Below are 14,015 nucleotides of genomic sequence, written 5' to 3' on the forward strand. Positions count from 1 at the left end.
TATTGTACTGTTTTTTTGTTATGCTAGGGGTGTGATAATCCTTATCGCATCTTGAAGAGATGATGCGACAAACGATATGATATATTATGTATATAAGAGAAAAACAAGTGCTAACAGAGGAGACGCCGCAGGCAAATGATATAATATTTGCTGGCGACATCAAAGTGGATAGGGGCGGTCTCCTGGCGGAAAGGCTCCATCGCACCATCTATAGCGGATAAAAGGGTGAATAATAAATGAATTCTATTTGAAAGCAATCTACTTGCTGATTGATTTCCGTGCATATTACCACTAGGCAATAAGCGCTGCGGACGACTGCTGCAAATGCGATAGGCGAGCTCGGAAGCATTCTCCAGCTGGGCATCACCCTGATGCTGGTCGTACTCTACCTTAGCCAGCTTATCCTTCTTTGGAAGAGCGTCGGAGGTATAAGAAACAGAGGCAGCAGATACCTCTCCATAGCCTGCGAAGACCATGGACATCAGAAAAAGGATGTAAAGTATCAACTGCCTCATGTTAAATATATTATGGTGTCAGGATGAACTCCCGACACCGGGGATGATTAATAGCTTTTTGCGATGATGACACGGGCTACGGCTGGCTTGCCGCTTACCATATCTACACCTGGAGTCTGCTCGTAAGCGAAAGGCACGCAGCGGATGGTAGCCTGAGTCTCCTCCTTGATCTTTGCCTCGGTCTCGGCTGTACCGTCCCAATGGCAGAGGAAGAAACCACCGTCCTTCACACGCTCCTTGAACTCCTCGTAGTTGTCGCACTCGTAAACGTGAGCATCACGGTAAGCACGAGCCTTCTCGAAGATATTCTTCTGGATGTCTTCCAACATATCCTTTACGCGCTCTACGATGCCGTCGAAGCTAACGTTCTCCTTCTCCAATGTATCACGACGCATGATTTCGATGGTGTTGTTCTCCAAGTCACGTCCACCCATAGCCAGACGAACAGGAACACCCTTCAACTCGTAGTCAGCAAACTTGAACCCAGGACGCTTAGCTGTATTGTCATCATATTTCACAGTGATGCCGAGCTCACGGAACTGGTCGATGACTGGCTGCAACTTGGCTGTAATCTGAGCCAACTGCTCGTCGCCCTTGTTGATAGGGATGATAACCACCTGGATAGGAGCCAGCTTTGGAGGCAATACGAGACCGTTGTCATCGCTGTGAACCATGATGAGGGCACCCATCAGTCGGGTAGAAACACCCCATGAAGTAGCCCATACATACTCAGGCTTGTTCTCCTTGTTCAAGTATGTTACGTCGAAACTCTTGGCGAAGTTCTGACCCAGGAAGTGAGAAGTACCGCTCTGGAGAGCCTTACCATCCTGCATCATTGCCTCGATGGTATAAGTGTTCAGGGCACCGGCGAAGCGCTCAGTCTCACTCTTCACACCCTGCAAAACAGGAACGCCCATGTAGTTCTCTGCAAAATCAGCGTAAACCTTCAGCATCTCCTGAGCCTTTGCCTCAGCCTCTTCCTTGGTAGCATGAGCGGTATGACCCTCCTGCCAGAGGAACTCAGAAGTACGGAGGAATGGGCGGGTACGCATCTCCCAACGCATTACGTTGCACCACTGGTTGCAGAGGATAGGGAGATCACGCCATGAATGGATCCAGTTCTTATATGTGTTCCAGATGATGGTCTCTGAAGTAGGGCGGATGATGAGCTCCTCATCGAGCTTTGCGTTAGGATCTACCTCAACTTCTGTGCCATCCTCTGTAGAACGGAGGCGATAGTGGGTAACTACTGCACACTCCTTGGCGAAACCTGCCACGTGCTCTGCCTCACGAGAGAAGAAACTCTTCGGGATGAGGAGAGGGAAGTATGCGTTCTGTACACCTGTCTGCTTAAACATCTTGTCGAGCTGCTGCTGCATCTTCTCCCAGATAGCGTAACCGTATGGTTTGATGATCATACAACCACGAACAGGAGACAACTCTGCGAGGTCAGCCTTCACTACCAAGTCGTTGTACCACTGACTGTAGTTGTCAGCGCGCTTGGTCAAATTCTTAAGTTCTTTAGCCATATTACTATTTTATATTTTATTTTTATTCTTCTATATTATATAATAAGGTATCATCTTTTTTTTGTCATATATAGGGATTTTCCACCCCAAAATAGGAGATTTCCTTACCCTGTTTGGACAAATACCTTTAATTTTGCATGCAAAAATACAAAAAAATATTAGAAATCTCTCCTTATTGGAGAAAAAATACGTATCTTTGCATTTAAATAACATAAAATATAGGAGAATAAGTAATGAAAAAGATGAATTTTACAGTAGTAGCACTTTCAGCGCTGCTCGTTTTGGGAAGTTGTGGAACAAGTCAGAAGACAGGTACAGCTGCTGGTGCAGGTGCAGGTGCTGCCTTGGGCGCAATCGTTGGTGGTTTGTTGAATAATAGCCATCGTGGAACTGGTGCTGCTGTAGGCGCTGCTATCGGTGCAGCTGTTGGTGGTACTGCAGGTAATCTGATTGGCAAGCATATGGATAAGGTAAAGGCCGAGGCTGAGGCTGTGAAGAATGCACAGGTTGAGACTGTGACTGATGCCAACGGTTTGGCTGCAGTAAAAGTTACTTTCGATTCTGGTATCCTCTTCCAGACCAACAAGTATGTTCTCAATGCCAATGCCAAGAACGATTTGGCTAGCTTTGCTACCGTATTGAAGAATAATACAGACTGCGAGGTTTCTATCCAGGGTTATACTGACAGCACCGGTAACGATGGTATCAACTTGCCTTTGAGCGAGAACCGTGCTAAGTCTGTATACAACTACCTGATGTCTTGTGGTGTGCAGAATTCACAGATCAAATCTGTTCAGGGCTTCGGTTCTTCTAATCCTGTTGCAGACAACTCAACAGCAGCTGGCCGTCAGGCTAACCGTCGTGTAGAGGTATACATGTATGCTTCTCAGGCAATGGTTAACGCTGCTAATAACGGTACATTGAAATAATGATACTCAAGAAGATTAGAAATATAGTAAGATGGGTGGTGGTGCTGTTTTTCAGTACCACCATTCTTGCTGTTGTAGCCTATCGTTTCATTCCGGTGTATTTCACTCCCTTGATGTTTATCCGCAGCTTTCAGCAAGTAGCTGATGGTGAGAGTATTACATTGCATCATCATTGGGTTTCGATGGACAAGATTTCTCCCCATATGCCTGTGGCTGTGATGGCGAGTGAGGATGCCCGGTTCCTGAAGCATCACGGTTTTGACTTCAATGCCATCGAGAGTGCAGCCAAGAATAATGCCCGTGGCGGAAAGGTGCATGGAGCCAGTACCATCAGTCAGCAGACAGCAAAGAATGTATTCCTCTGGCCGGGAAGATCATGGACCCGCAAGGGCTTCGAGGTGTATTTCACCTTTCTCATCGAAATGATGTGGAGCAAGCAGCGCATCATGGAGGTTTATCTCAACAGTATCGAGATGGGACCTGGAATCTATGGTGTGGATGCTGTGGCTGAGTATCATTTCGACAAGAAAGCGCAGGATCTTTTCCGTGACCAGTGCGCCCTGATTGCTGCTACACTGCCTAATCCCCGCAAATTCAGTTCTCTTCATCCGAGTGCCTATATGAAGAAGCGTCAGCGCCAGATAGAGCATCAGATGAGATTCATCCCTTCCTTCCCGAGAGAAGGTGAGGATTATGACCCAAGTACAGCTGTGGGAGGATATAGGGGAAAGTAATGAGTGAAGAATGAAGAGTGAAAAATCTGGTAAATATTGATTAATGGATTTACTGAACGACTTGAATGAAGCGCAGCGAGCTGCGGTTGAATATATTGACGGACCGTCGCTGGTGATTGCCGGTGCCGGTTCGGGTAAGACGCGTGTGCTTACCTATAAGATTGCTTATCTCCTGAACCAGGGGATGAAGCCTTGGAGCATCATGGCTCTTACCTTTACCAATAAGGCGGCAAGGGAGATGAAGGAACGTATCGGCAGACTGGTGGGCGACGACTTGGCCCAGCATCTCTATATGGGTACCTTCCACAGCATCTTCTCACGCATTCTCCGTGCTGAAGCTGAGCATATCGGATTCAACAACAACTTTACCATATATGATGAAGCCGACTCACGCTCGCTGATTAAGGCAATCGTGAAGGAGATGGGACTGGATGATAAATCATACAAGCCTGCTGCTGTTCATGCCAAGATATCGATGGCTAAGAACAATCTGGTGAGTGCCGAATCCTATGCCAGTGATGCTGCCATCTATGAGCAGAACAAGCGTGCACAGATGCCGGAAGTGGGAAAGATATTCTTGGCTTACGTGCAGCGTTGCAAACAAGCCAACGCCATGGATTTTGATGATTTGCTGGTGTTGACCCATCAGTTGTTCAGAGAACATGAAGAAATCAGACAGAAATATGCAGCCCGCTTCGATTATATCCTGGTAGATGAGTATCAGGACACCAACCATGTGCAGATGTCTATCGTGATGCAGCTGTGCAAGGAGAAACTTCGGGTATGTGCCGTGGGTGATGATTCGCAGAGTATCTACAGCTTCCGTGGTGCCAATATTGACAATATCCTGAATTATCAGAAGCAGCTGAAGGGTACACGGCTCTTCAAACTGGAGCAGAACTACCGTTCTACCCAGACTATCGTGAAGGCAGCCAACAGTCTGATTAAGAATAATCGCAATCAGATCAAGAAGGATGTATATAGTGAGAATGCGGTAGGCGAGAAGTTGCAGTACAAACCGGCTTACAGCGACAAGGAAGAGGCGGTAATCGTGGCTAAGGACATCAAGCGCATCAAGCGTCAGGATAATTGCGAATATCATGATTTCGCCATTCTGTATCGTACCAACGCCCAGAGCCGCAGCTTCGAGGAGGAGTTCAGAAGGCAGGGCATTCCTTATCGCATCTATGGAGGATTGAGCTTCTATCAGCGCAAGGAAATCAAGGATATCATTGCCTATTTCCGACTGGTGGCTAATCCGGATGATGAGGAAGCCATCAAGCGTATCATCAACTATCCGGCTCGCGGTATCGGTGCAACAACGGTGATGAAGATTGCTGACTGTGCGCATCAGAATCAGGTGAGTTTCTGGGAAGTGATAGGCGAGCCTGCACATTATGGACTCAATGTAAACAAGGGTACATTGACGAAACTGGATAATTTCCGACTGCTCATTTCTTCGTTTATCGAGCGTTCTCATACTACGGATGTATATGAACTGGGTGATGCTATCATCAAGGAGAGTGGCATCAGTCAGGATATCATGAGTGGCAGAGATGCCGATGACCTGGCAAGACAGGAGAACCTGGAGGAATTCCTGAGCGGTATGTCTGCCTTCGTCGAGGAGCGCAGGGAAGAGGGTAGGATGAATGAAGCCTTTCTTACGGATTATCTTCAGGATGTGGCATTGCTTACAGATGCGGATAGTGAGGGAGCCAAGGATGAACCTCGTGTGTCCCTGATGACCGTTCATGCGGCTAAGGGTCTGGAATTTGCTACTGTCTTCATTGTAGGATTGGAGGAGAATATCTTCCCGAGTCCGCTGGCTGCCATGTCTGTCAGGGAACTGGAGGAAGAGCGCCGTCTGCTTTATGTGGCAATCACCCGTGCCGAGAAACATTGTATTCTGACAAATGCCAAGAACCGTTTCCGTTATGGCAAGATGGAGTTTGATAATCCTAGCCGGTTTATTGATGAGATTGATGACAGTCTGATAGAGGCACAGGATGAAATGGGTGGTTCTTACTTTGGTGGTGGCTCTTCTTATGATAGAAGTGCTTCTTATGGTGAACGTTCTTCTTATGGCGGTGGATATGGCAAACGGATGCCTTGGGACCAGAAGCGCAGAAGAAGCGATAGAGATGAGGATGTTCCGGAATGGAAGCGTGTGACATCGCAGTTCCGTCCGGATCCTAAACCGGCATCGGATACCTCATCGTCATTATCTTCTTCCCGTGAGTCATTATCTTCAGGTAATTTCAAGTCGGTAAGAGCTTTGGATGCTGCTCGTCGTATATTGGGGAATAACAGAAGTTCATCGGTATCTTCAACCTCTTCGGTGTCTTCTTCTGCCGGTTCTTCTTTCGGTGCTTTGAAGGAAGGTTGCAAGATAGAGCATCAGCGTTTCGGGGTAGGCATTGTCCGGAAGATTGAAGGTCAGGGCGAGAATGCGAAGGCTACTGTAGAATTTCAGAATTCCGGTGTCAAGCAGTTGCTCCTGAAATATGCGAAGTATACCATTCTTAATTAAACTTTTTTGTTTGCAATAGCAGATAGACAGAATTTTTCTATCTGCTATTGCATTTTTTATTTTCTGTTGCAGACGGAGATGCAGAGCGAGATGATAGCAAAGACCATTCCTACTGTACAGACTCCCAGCCATCCTATCTGGGTCCAGGCAATACCGGCACAGTAGGTTCCTAATGATCCACCAATGAAATAGGTGGTCATGAAGATGGTGTTGGCTCTGTTGGCTGCTTCGGGGATTTCCTGGATGCAGCCACTCTGATTGCTGAGTTGCTGACATTGCAGACCGATGTCTACCAGAATAATGGCGATGATGAGACCTGCGTATGTATCTCCGTAGAGATTGGCAATACTCCATGCGACAATCTGGAGTACTGCTCCGTAAAGACTCAGTTTTCTGATGCCGTATCGCGGAACCAGTTTGCCGATACCGCTGGCAGCAAGGGCTCCGGCGATACCGCAGGCACCTAAAGTTCCTACCATCTCACTACCTGAAAAGAAAGGTGCCTGAGCCAGATGGAAAGCCAGACAGGACCAGATAGCCATCATGCTGCCGAAACCAAAGGCGGCACGGATGGAGTAGAGACGGATGCGGGGATGATAGGCAAAGATTTCGAAGACGGTAACCATCAATCCCTTGTAACTTCCGATATAGTTGCGTTTCATCTCTGGAATAATCTTGAGGGTGAGTGCCATGCAGATCAGCATCACGACAGCTGCGATGAGAAACATTTCTCTCCAGCCTAGCCAGTCACCTACATATCCGCTGATGACTCGTGAAGCCAGGATGCCGGTGAGGAGTCCGGATAGTACGATTCCCATATTCCTGCTTTTGTTCTTGGGCGCAGAATACTGTCCGGCGATAGGGATGAAGAATTGCGGAATCACCGAACAGGCTCCCAGGAAGAGGGAAGCACCCCAGAGGAGCCATACGTTATGTGCCAAGGCTATGATGATGGCCATGATGGCTGCCACCGTCATGTTGGTAACGATGATGCGGCGACGCGAGTAGAGATCGCCCATGGGAATGAGGAAACATAGGCCCAGGGCGTAACCTATCTGTGTGGCTACGGTGATGAGGTTGGCACTATGCTGGCTGATGCCCAGGTCATGGCGTATCATTTCCAGTAGGGGCTGATTATAGTAGCAGTTGGCTACAGTTAGTCCTGCTATCACAGCCATCGTCAGTAAGAGACTGCGAGGTATTCCATTGTTTTCTTTCAGTTGTATCATTTTTCTTTCAGTTATTTCTTCTGTTCTGTTCCGCAATCTGTTTGTATTCAGGGAAAATTCCTCTGAAACATAGTGCAAAGTTACGAAAACTTTTTCTTTTCTCAAAAATCTGCTGACTGTTTATGCCATTTCCTTTGTATATTCTTCTATGCGTTCTTCCCGCTTTCCCTCGCGCGTACCTTATTATATATGTAGAATTTTTCGATAGTCAAGAGCCTGGACAGGAAAAAATCGATGTTCGGGCACACATTTTACGATTTTGGGGCTTCAGGAGGATGGGAGTATGGCATCTTGAAAATGCACTTAAAATGCATGAAAAGTGTTAAAATCTTGGTGTTTCCGAGCACACCAAAAACTTTAACCTTTGTTAGCACTTTGTAAGTTACTGATTATTAGGTTATTGTGATTTTGTTACAAAATACCCCTAAAAAAAGTCGCAAAAAAAAGAACAACATATCAAAAAAATGCTTACCTTTGCATCAGTTTTAATAAACGAATGATTGTTTTACAGATTTAAAAAGCAAAGAAAATGAAGAAATTAGTTTTTATGTTCGTAGCTATCGCAGCTATCTCTTTCGCATCATGTGGTAACAAAACAGCTCAGAACACAGCTTCTGCTGATTCTGACACAGCTCAGGTAGACACAACTGTTGCTGATACAACTGTTGCTGATACAGCTGCTGCTGATTCTGCTAAGTAATTTAGAATTACTGACGAACAGAAATGAGAGAAACAACCGCTGGACCTTGGTCTAGCGGCTTTTTTCGTTTTATAGACCTGGAGTCTTGGGGGAGGTGAACGCCTTTTCTGCTAGCTACACTCCCTAAACCAATGGTCGCTGCTCGAAGGGTAAGGTAAAGACCAGTAGCAACTGCACATCCCCTATACGCCCTGTAAGGGCAGAAACTTTAAAGAAACCAAAGAATAAGATAAATATATGATAGATTCAAGTGCCTTCCAAGGCAAAAAGGCAGCCTATTACACTTTAGGTTGCAAACTCAACTTCTCTGAAACTTCCACTTTTGGCAAGATGCTCGAAGATATGGGCGTGATTACTGCCAAAAAGGGGGAGAATGCTGACATTTGTCTCATCAATACTTGCTCCGTTACTGAGGTTGCCGATCATAAGTGCCGACAGGCCATTCATCGCATGGTGCGACAGAATCCTGGTGCCTTTGTCATCGTCACCGGTTGCTATGCACAGCTGGAGTCAGAAAACGTGAGTAAAATAGAGGGAGTAGACCTGGTGTTGGGTGCCAATGAGAAGGCGAACTTGATTCAATATCTCAGTGATGCCTGGGCGCAGAAGTTTGCTGCTGAGAATGGTTTGCCTACAAATGGCGAAGCTCAGGAGCTGTCGGATTCTGCCCTTCATCAGCATCATAGCGTGAAGACGAAGGAAATCAGAACCTTCCAGCCTTCATGTTCCCGCGGCAACCGTACCCGCTATTTCCTGAAGGTACAGGATGGCTGCAACTATTACTGCACCTATTGTACCATTCCTTTCGCCCGTGGAAATTCCCGTAATCCTAGCATCGAGTCTTTGGTGGCTCAGTGTGAGCAGGCTGCAGCTGAGGGAGGTAAGGAGATTGTCATCACCGGTGTGAACATCGGTGATTTCGGTCAGACTACCCATGAGCGATTCCTGGATCTTGTGAAGGCGATGGACAAGGTGGAGGGTATCAAGCGTTTTCGCATCTCCAGTCTGGAACCGGATCTTTGTGATGATGATCTCATTGCTTACTGTGCAGAGAGCCGTGCCTTCATGCCTCACTTCCATATTCCGTTGCAGAGCGGAAGCGATGAGGTGCTGAAGCTGATGCATCGCCGTTATGACAAGGCGCTCTTTGCCCATAAGGTGAATCTCATCAAGGAGAAGATGCCGGATGCCTTCATCGGTGTAGACGTAATGGTGGGCTGTCGCGGTGAAACTCCAGAGTGTTTTGAGGAATGTTATGAGTTCCTGAAGAGTCTGCCTGTTACCCAACTCCATGTCTTCCCATATTCAGAGCGTCCGGGAACAGCAGCATTGAAGATTCCATACGTAGTAGACGAGAAGGAGAAGAAGATGCGCTCTAAGCGTCTGCTGGAGTTGAGCGACCAGAAGACACAGGAATTCTATGCCCAGTATATCGGTACTGAGGCTGAGGTGCTTTTCGAAAAGGCGCCAAGAGGCAAGGCTATGCACGGCTTTACCAAGAACTATGTGCGCGTGGAGCTTTCGCCAGCTTTCGCCAAGGAAGAATATGACAATCAGCTCATCAAGGTTCGCCTGGGTGATTTCAATCACGACAAGACGGCATTGAAAGCAGAGCTTGTTGATAGTTTATAGTTAATAGGGCTAATCATAAAGTTCAAAGCTCAAACTTCAAAGTTCAATGTACTACAACGATTTTGGTTCCTGGATCCGGAAGCAGTTTCCTGACTTCCGGGTTCAGAAGATTTCGATAGATGCAGGATTCTCCTGTCCTAACAGGGATGGAAAAATCTCGAGCGGTGGATGTACGTATTGTGACAACCGTACGTTCAATCCCAGCTATTGCGACCGTAGAAAGTCGATAACGGAACAGTTGGAGGAGGGCAAGGCCTTCTTCAGTAGAAAATATCCTGATATGAAGTATCTGGCTTATTTTCAGGCTTATACCAATACCTATGCCAAGGTGGAACTTCTGCGGGAAATGTATGAGGAGGCGCTGCGGTTAAAGGATGTGGTAGGCATTGTGATTGGTACCCGTCCTGACTGTGTGAGCGATGAACTCCTGGATTATCTGGAGGAACTGAACAGGCATACCTTCGTACTTGTGGAATATGGCATCGAAAGTGCCAATGATGAGACCTTGAAGCGAATCAATCGCGGTCATGATTTCGCCTGCTGCCGTGATGCGGTAGAGCGGACTCATGCGAGAGGTATTCTGACGGGCGGGCATATCATCATCGGACTGCCCGGAGAGGATGCGGAGGAAAGTCTCAGACAGGCACCTGTCATTTCTTCTCTGCCTCTTGATATCCTGAAGATTCATCAGATGCAGATTATCAAGGGTACCCGATTGGCGCAAGAGTATGCCGAGCATCCTTTCCATGTATATACGGTGGAGGAGTACATTGATGTCATTGTCAGGTACATCCGACTCTTGAGGAAGGATCTGGTATTGGAACGCTTTGTCAGTCAATCGCCTAAAGACCTGCTTATCGCTCCCAAATGGGGACTCAAGAACTATGAGTTCACCAATCTCCTGAATAATAAGTTAAAGAGTTTACAATAAAATATGGCAAAGGTAGCAATCGTTATATTAAATTGGAATGGGCAGAAGATGCTGGCTAAGTATCTGCCTAATGTCGTGGAGTATTCGCGGCAGGATGCTGAGATATGGGTAGCCGACAACTGTTCTTCAGACCAATCCATGCATCTCCTGGAGACTCAGTTTCCTCATGTTAAGACCATCGTCCTGGAGCAGAACTTCGGCTTTGCCGAGGGATATAACCGTGCCTTGAAAGAGATAGAGGCTGATTATTATGTTCTCTTGAACAGTGATGTAGAGGTATCGCATCATTGGCTTACTCCGCTCATCGAGTTTATGGATGCCCATCCTCTGGTGGCTGCTTGCCAGCCTAAGTTGCTTGCTGAATATGATAAGGATATGTTTGAGTATGCCGGTGCATGTGGTGGCTATCTCGATAAGTTGGGTTATCCTTTCTGTAGGGGTAGAATCTTTGATACCGTAGAGCGTGATAACGGACAGTATGATTATCAGCAGGAGATACTCTGGGCTACGGGAGCCTGCATGATGATCCGTTCGGAAGATTACTGGAATGCAGGTGGACTGGATGGCAGATTCTTTGCTCATAACGAGGAGATTGATCTCTGCTGGAGATTGCGCCTGATGGGCCGAAAGATATACTGTATTCCTGAGAGCGAGGTGTATCATGTAGGTGGTGGAACCTTGCCGAAAAGCAATCCGATGAAGACCTATCTGAATTTCAGAAATAATTTAACGATGCTTTATAAGAACCTGAGTGATAGGGATTTGAAGACTGTAATGCGCAAGCGCTGGTTCCTGGATTATCTCGCTGCATTCCAGACGCTTATCCTGAATCGTAACCTGGGTGACTGCAAGGCAATCTTCAAGGCGCGAAAGGCTTTCCAGGCATGGAAGCACGACTTTGACCAGGACCGAAAGAAGATTCAGGAGAGCAGGGTGGAGGAGAATATTCCTCAGATTCTGGACTGTTCTATTCTGTGGCAATACTATGCAAGGGGTAAGAAGTTCTTCTCGCAGTTATAAACGGAATTATAAACAAACTTAAAATAAGAATCTATGATGAAGAAACAAACAATGAAGAAACAAATGATGCTGGCGCTGGTATCGCTCTTTGCCTTATCTGTCCAGGCGCAGGCAAACTTCAAAGTGTCGGTATCCAATCCTTCCAAGTCGGCTAAGACCGATGCTCCGGTGGTTATCGACCTCAGTAAGTTGGGAGCTATTGGTGATATTCAGCGCGCCGTGGTAACCGTTGACGGTAAGGAGATACCTTCTCAGCTCGATGACACCAACCGTGATTGTACCAACGATGAACTCTGTTTCCTGGTTGATCTCGGCAAGAAAGAGACTAAGACCTATCAGGTGCAGCTCTTCCAGGAGGGTGTGCAGGCGAAGTATCCAGCCCGTACCTTTGCAGAACTCTGCCTGCCTAGCAAGAACAAGAAGCTTGCCAAGAACAAGCAGGACATCTATCTGCGTAGTATCTCCTTCGACAAGAAAACCAAGGATTGCTATCACTATGTTCATTCTCATGGTGTCTGCTTTGAGAGCGATCTGGTGGCTATGCGCGTTTATTTCGATAACCGCCAGACTATCGACCTCTATGGAAAGATCAATAAGGGATTGGTAGTTTATGATACCCAGTTCTATCCAAGCGATGAACAGTTGGCTGCCGGTTCGGGTGATGACTGTCTCTGGGTTGGTAATACCTACGGACTCGGTGCCTTGCGTGGTTGGGATGGAACCAATCAGGTATTGCTGAACGATGTGAAATATCAGGAGCAGCGTGTCATCTCCGAGGGTCCGCTTCGTGCCATCGTAGAGGTGGTAGATAATGGATGGGTTCCGGCTCCGGGATTGAAGCCGGTGAATGCAATCATCCGATATACCATCTATGCGGGTCATCGCGATTTCGATGTGGATGTATTCTTCAATAAGGATGCCTCTGATTATCTCTTTGCTACGGGACTTATCAATGTGAAGGGTTCTAGCGAGTTTTCTGACAATAAGGGGTTGCGAGGATGCTATGGCAGCGACTGGCCAACAGGCAAGGACGATGGCAAGCATAAGTTGGAAACGGTAGGCTTGGGCATCTATGTTCCTCAGACATCTTTGGTCAGTCAGGAGCCTGCCAACAAGGATGTTTATACCCAGGTAGTAAAGCCAGCAGGCAACCGCCTGAGCTATAAGCTAGCCTATACCAGTGCCAATGAAACCTATGGTTTCAAGGGTGAAAAGGAATGGTATCAGTGGTTGAAAGACTGGAAGAAGCAGATAGAAGAACCTGTTAAGGTTTCTGTATCTTGCACTATCCGATAGCCGGAATGTTGCACAAATAGCCAATAATGGGTAAAAATGTAAGCGTTTTGCCCATTATTGGCTTTTCTTTTTATTTTTTTAGCTAAAACGCTTGGTTTTTATCATTTTTTTTAGTATTTTTGCAGACGTAATCAGAAGACAGTGAATTTAAGTGAAAAGATTTTTTTATTATATTGTCATATTAGCAATTTTGCTTCTGCATTCGGCTTGTGAATATAAGTTCAAGTCGAACGAGGGGGGTGACGCTGCACCGCTCACGGTGCACCGCTATGACCGTTTGCAAAGCCGATATCTGACTACTGGTGATTTCTCTGCACTCCAGCAGATGAATACCGACTATCCGATAGAAACCCGTACCCTTATAGAGAAGATGTTGCAGCTAGGTACCATTACCGAAGCCAATATCAGCAACCGTTTCCTGATGTTTTATCAGGATTCCACCCTTCAGTCGCTGATAGCTGATGCCGAGGCAGCCTATGCCAATATGGATGATATCAACAAGCAGCTGGTTTCCTCTTTCGAGCGTCTGCGACATTGGATTCCCGAATTACATCCGCCTATCTTCTATTCACAGATAGGTGCGTTGGACCAGAGCATCGTCGTGGGTGAGCATTCGGTTGGAATCTCGCTCGATAAGTATATGGGAAGTGACTATCCGCTTTATAAGAAATACTATACTGTGCAGCAGCGCAGTACGATGACAAGAGAATATATCGTGCCCGACTGTCTGACGTTCTATCTGCTCAGTCTGTATCCGATGGCAAACTTTGATAACCGTCCGCAGCTAGACCGTGACTTGCATATGGGCAAGATCATGTGGGTAGTGAATAAGGCAATGGGTAAGACGGTATTTCAGTCAAAATACGTAAGAACGATCAATTCATTTACAAAACGTTATCCAAAGGTAACCGTGAAACAGTTGCTCGAAGACGAGGATTACTCGCCTATCGAGGCTTTACATAAAGATTAA

Annotated in this window: 12 protein-coding genes; 9 read left to right on the forward strand and 3 right to left on the reverse strand. The window is 46.7% G+C overall.

Going from position 1 to position 14,015, the window contains the following annotated elements; translation table 11 throughout:
- Nucleotides 1–110: 110 nt before the first annotated feature.
- Both ACTQ16_RS03740 and proS read right to left on the reverse strand, forming a co-directional pair.
- Nucleotides 111–515 carry a hypothetical protein gene (locus ACTQ16_RS03740; protein ID WP_294970853.1) on the reverse strand — a complete coding sequence of 135 codons (405 nt, stop codon included), beginning with the start codon at nt 513–515 and terminating at the stop codon, nt 111–113.
- 47 nt (nt 516–562) lie between these two features.
- The gene (gene proS / locus ACTQ16_RS03745) at nt 563–2,044 is read right to left on the reverse strand and encodes a proline--tRNA ligase (RefSeq protein ID WP_294970855.1); all 1,482 of its coding nucleotides are present in this window, start codon (nt 2,042–2,044) and stop codon (nt 563–565) included.
- Between the two features lie 233 nt (nt 2,045–2,277).
- Here proS and ACTQ16_RS03750 point away from each other — a divergent pair, with 233 nt between their 5' ends.
- Genes ACTQ16_RS03750 through ACTQ16_RS03760 form a run of 3 tightly spaced genes read left to right on the forward strand, consistent with a single transcriptional unit; the run spans nt 2,278 to nt 6,237 of the window.
- The gene (locus ACTQ16_RS03750; protein ID WP_294970857.1) at nt 2,278–2,973 is read left to right on the forward strand and encodes an OmpA family protein; all 696 of its coding nucleotides are present in this window, start codon (nt 2,278–2,280) and stop codon (nt 2,971–2,973) included.
- The gene (mtgA, locus tag ACTQ16_RS03755; protein ID WP_294970859.1) at nt 2,973–3,707 is read left to right on the forward strand and encodes a monofunctional biosynthetic peptidoglycan transglycosylase; all 735 of its coding nucleotides are present in this window, start codon (nt 2,973–2,975) and stop codon (nt 3,705–3,707) included. Before ACTQ16_RS03750 ends, mtgA begins: the two co-directional genes overlap by 1 nt.
- 43 nt (nt 3,708–3,750) lie before the next feature.
- Nucleotides 3,751–6,237 carry an ATP-dependent helicase gene (locus tag ACTQ16_RS03760; RefSeq protein ID WP_441936164.1) on the forward strand — a complete coding sequence of 829 codons (2,487 nt, stop codon included), beginning with the start codon at nt 3,751–3,753 and terminating at the stop codon, nt 6,235–6,237.
- Nucleotides 6,238–6,293: 56 nt separating this feature from the next.
- On the opposite strand, the gene ACTQ16_RS03765 is transcribed toward ACTQ16_RS03760, so the two are convergent.
- Complete coding sequence (locus ACTQ16_RS03765) at nt 6,294–7,466, reverse strand: MFS transporter (RefSeq protein WP_293629581.1); 1,173 nt, start codon at nt 7,464–7,466, stop codon at nt 6,294–6,296.
- A 529-nt stretch (nt 7,467–7,995) separates the two neighbouring features.
- Between ACTQ16_RS03765 and ACTQ16_RS03770 the strand changes: the two genes are divergently transcribed.
- The 6 genes from ACTQ16_RS03770 (at nt 7,996) to ACTQ16_RS03795 (ending at nt 14,015) form a co-directional block, all read left to right on the forward strand.
- Nucleotides 7,996–8,166, forward strand: coding sequence for a PG1828 family lipoprotein (locus ACTQ16_RS03770; RefSeq protein WP_194256806.1), 171 nt, complete (start codon nt 7,996–7,998; stop codon nt 8,164–8,166).
- A gap of 237 nt (nt 8,167–8,403) precedes the next feature.
- The gene (mtaB, locus tag ACTQ16_RS03775; protein ID WP_441936166.1) at nt 8,404–9,798 is read left to right on the forward strand and encodes a tRNA (N(6)-L-threonylcarbamoyladenosine(37)-C(2))-methylthiotransferase MtaB; all 1,395 of its coding nucleotides are present in this window, start codon (nt 8,404–8,406) and stop codon (nt 9,796–9,798) included.
- A gap of 46 nt (nt 9,799–9,844) precedes the next feature.
- On the forward strand, nt 9,845–10,729 hold the full coding sequence (locus tag ACTQ16_RS03780) for a TIGR01212 family radical SAM protein (RefSeq protein WP_441936168.1): 885 nt from the start codon (nt 9,845–9,847) through the stop codon (nt 10,727–10,729).
- Between the two features lie 3 nt (nt 10,730–10,732).
- A complete protein-coding gene (locus ACTQ16_RS03785) occupies nt 10,733–11,749 on the forward strand; it encodes a glycosyltransferase family 2 protein (RefSeq protein ID WP_441936169.1) in 1,017 nt (338 codons plus the stop codon).
- Between the two features lie 33 nt (nt 11,750–11,782).
- The gene (locus ACTQ16_RS03790; RefSeq protein ID WP_441936170.1) at nt 11,783–13,045 is read left to right on the forward strand and encodes a DUF4861 domain-containing protein; all 1,263 of its coding nucleotides are present in this window, start codon (nt 11,783–11,785) and stop codon (nt 13,043–13,045) included.
- 151 nt (nt 13,046–13,196) lie between these two features.
- Nucleotides 13,197–14,015: a gliding motility protein GldB-related protein gene (locus ACTQ16_RS03795; protein ID WP_441936171.1), complete on the forward strand. Its 819-nt coding sequence runs from the start codon at nt 13,197–13,199 to the stop codon at nt 14,013–14,015.

It is taken from the genome of Prevotella sp. LCP21S3_D2, assembly GCF_052118345.1.
In the GTDB taxonomy this organism is placed as follows: domain Bacteria; phylum Bacteroidota; class Bacteroidia; order Bacteroidales; family Bacteroidaceae; genus Prevotella.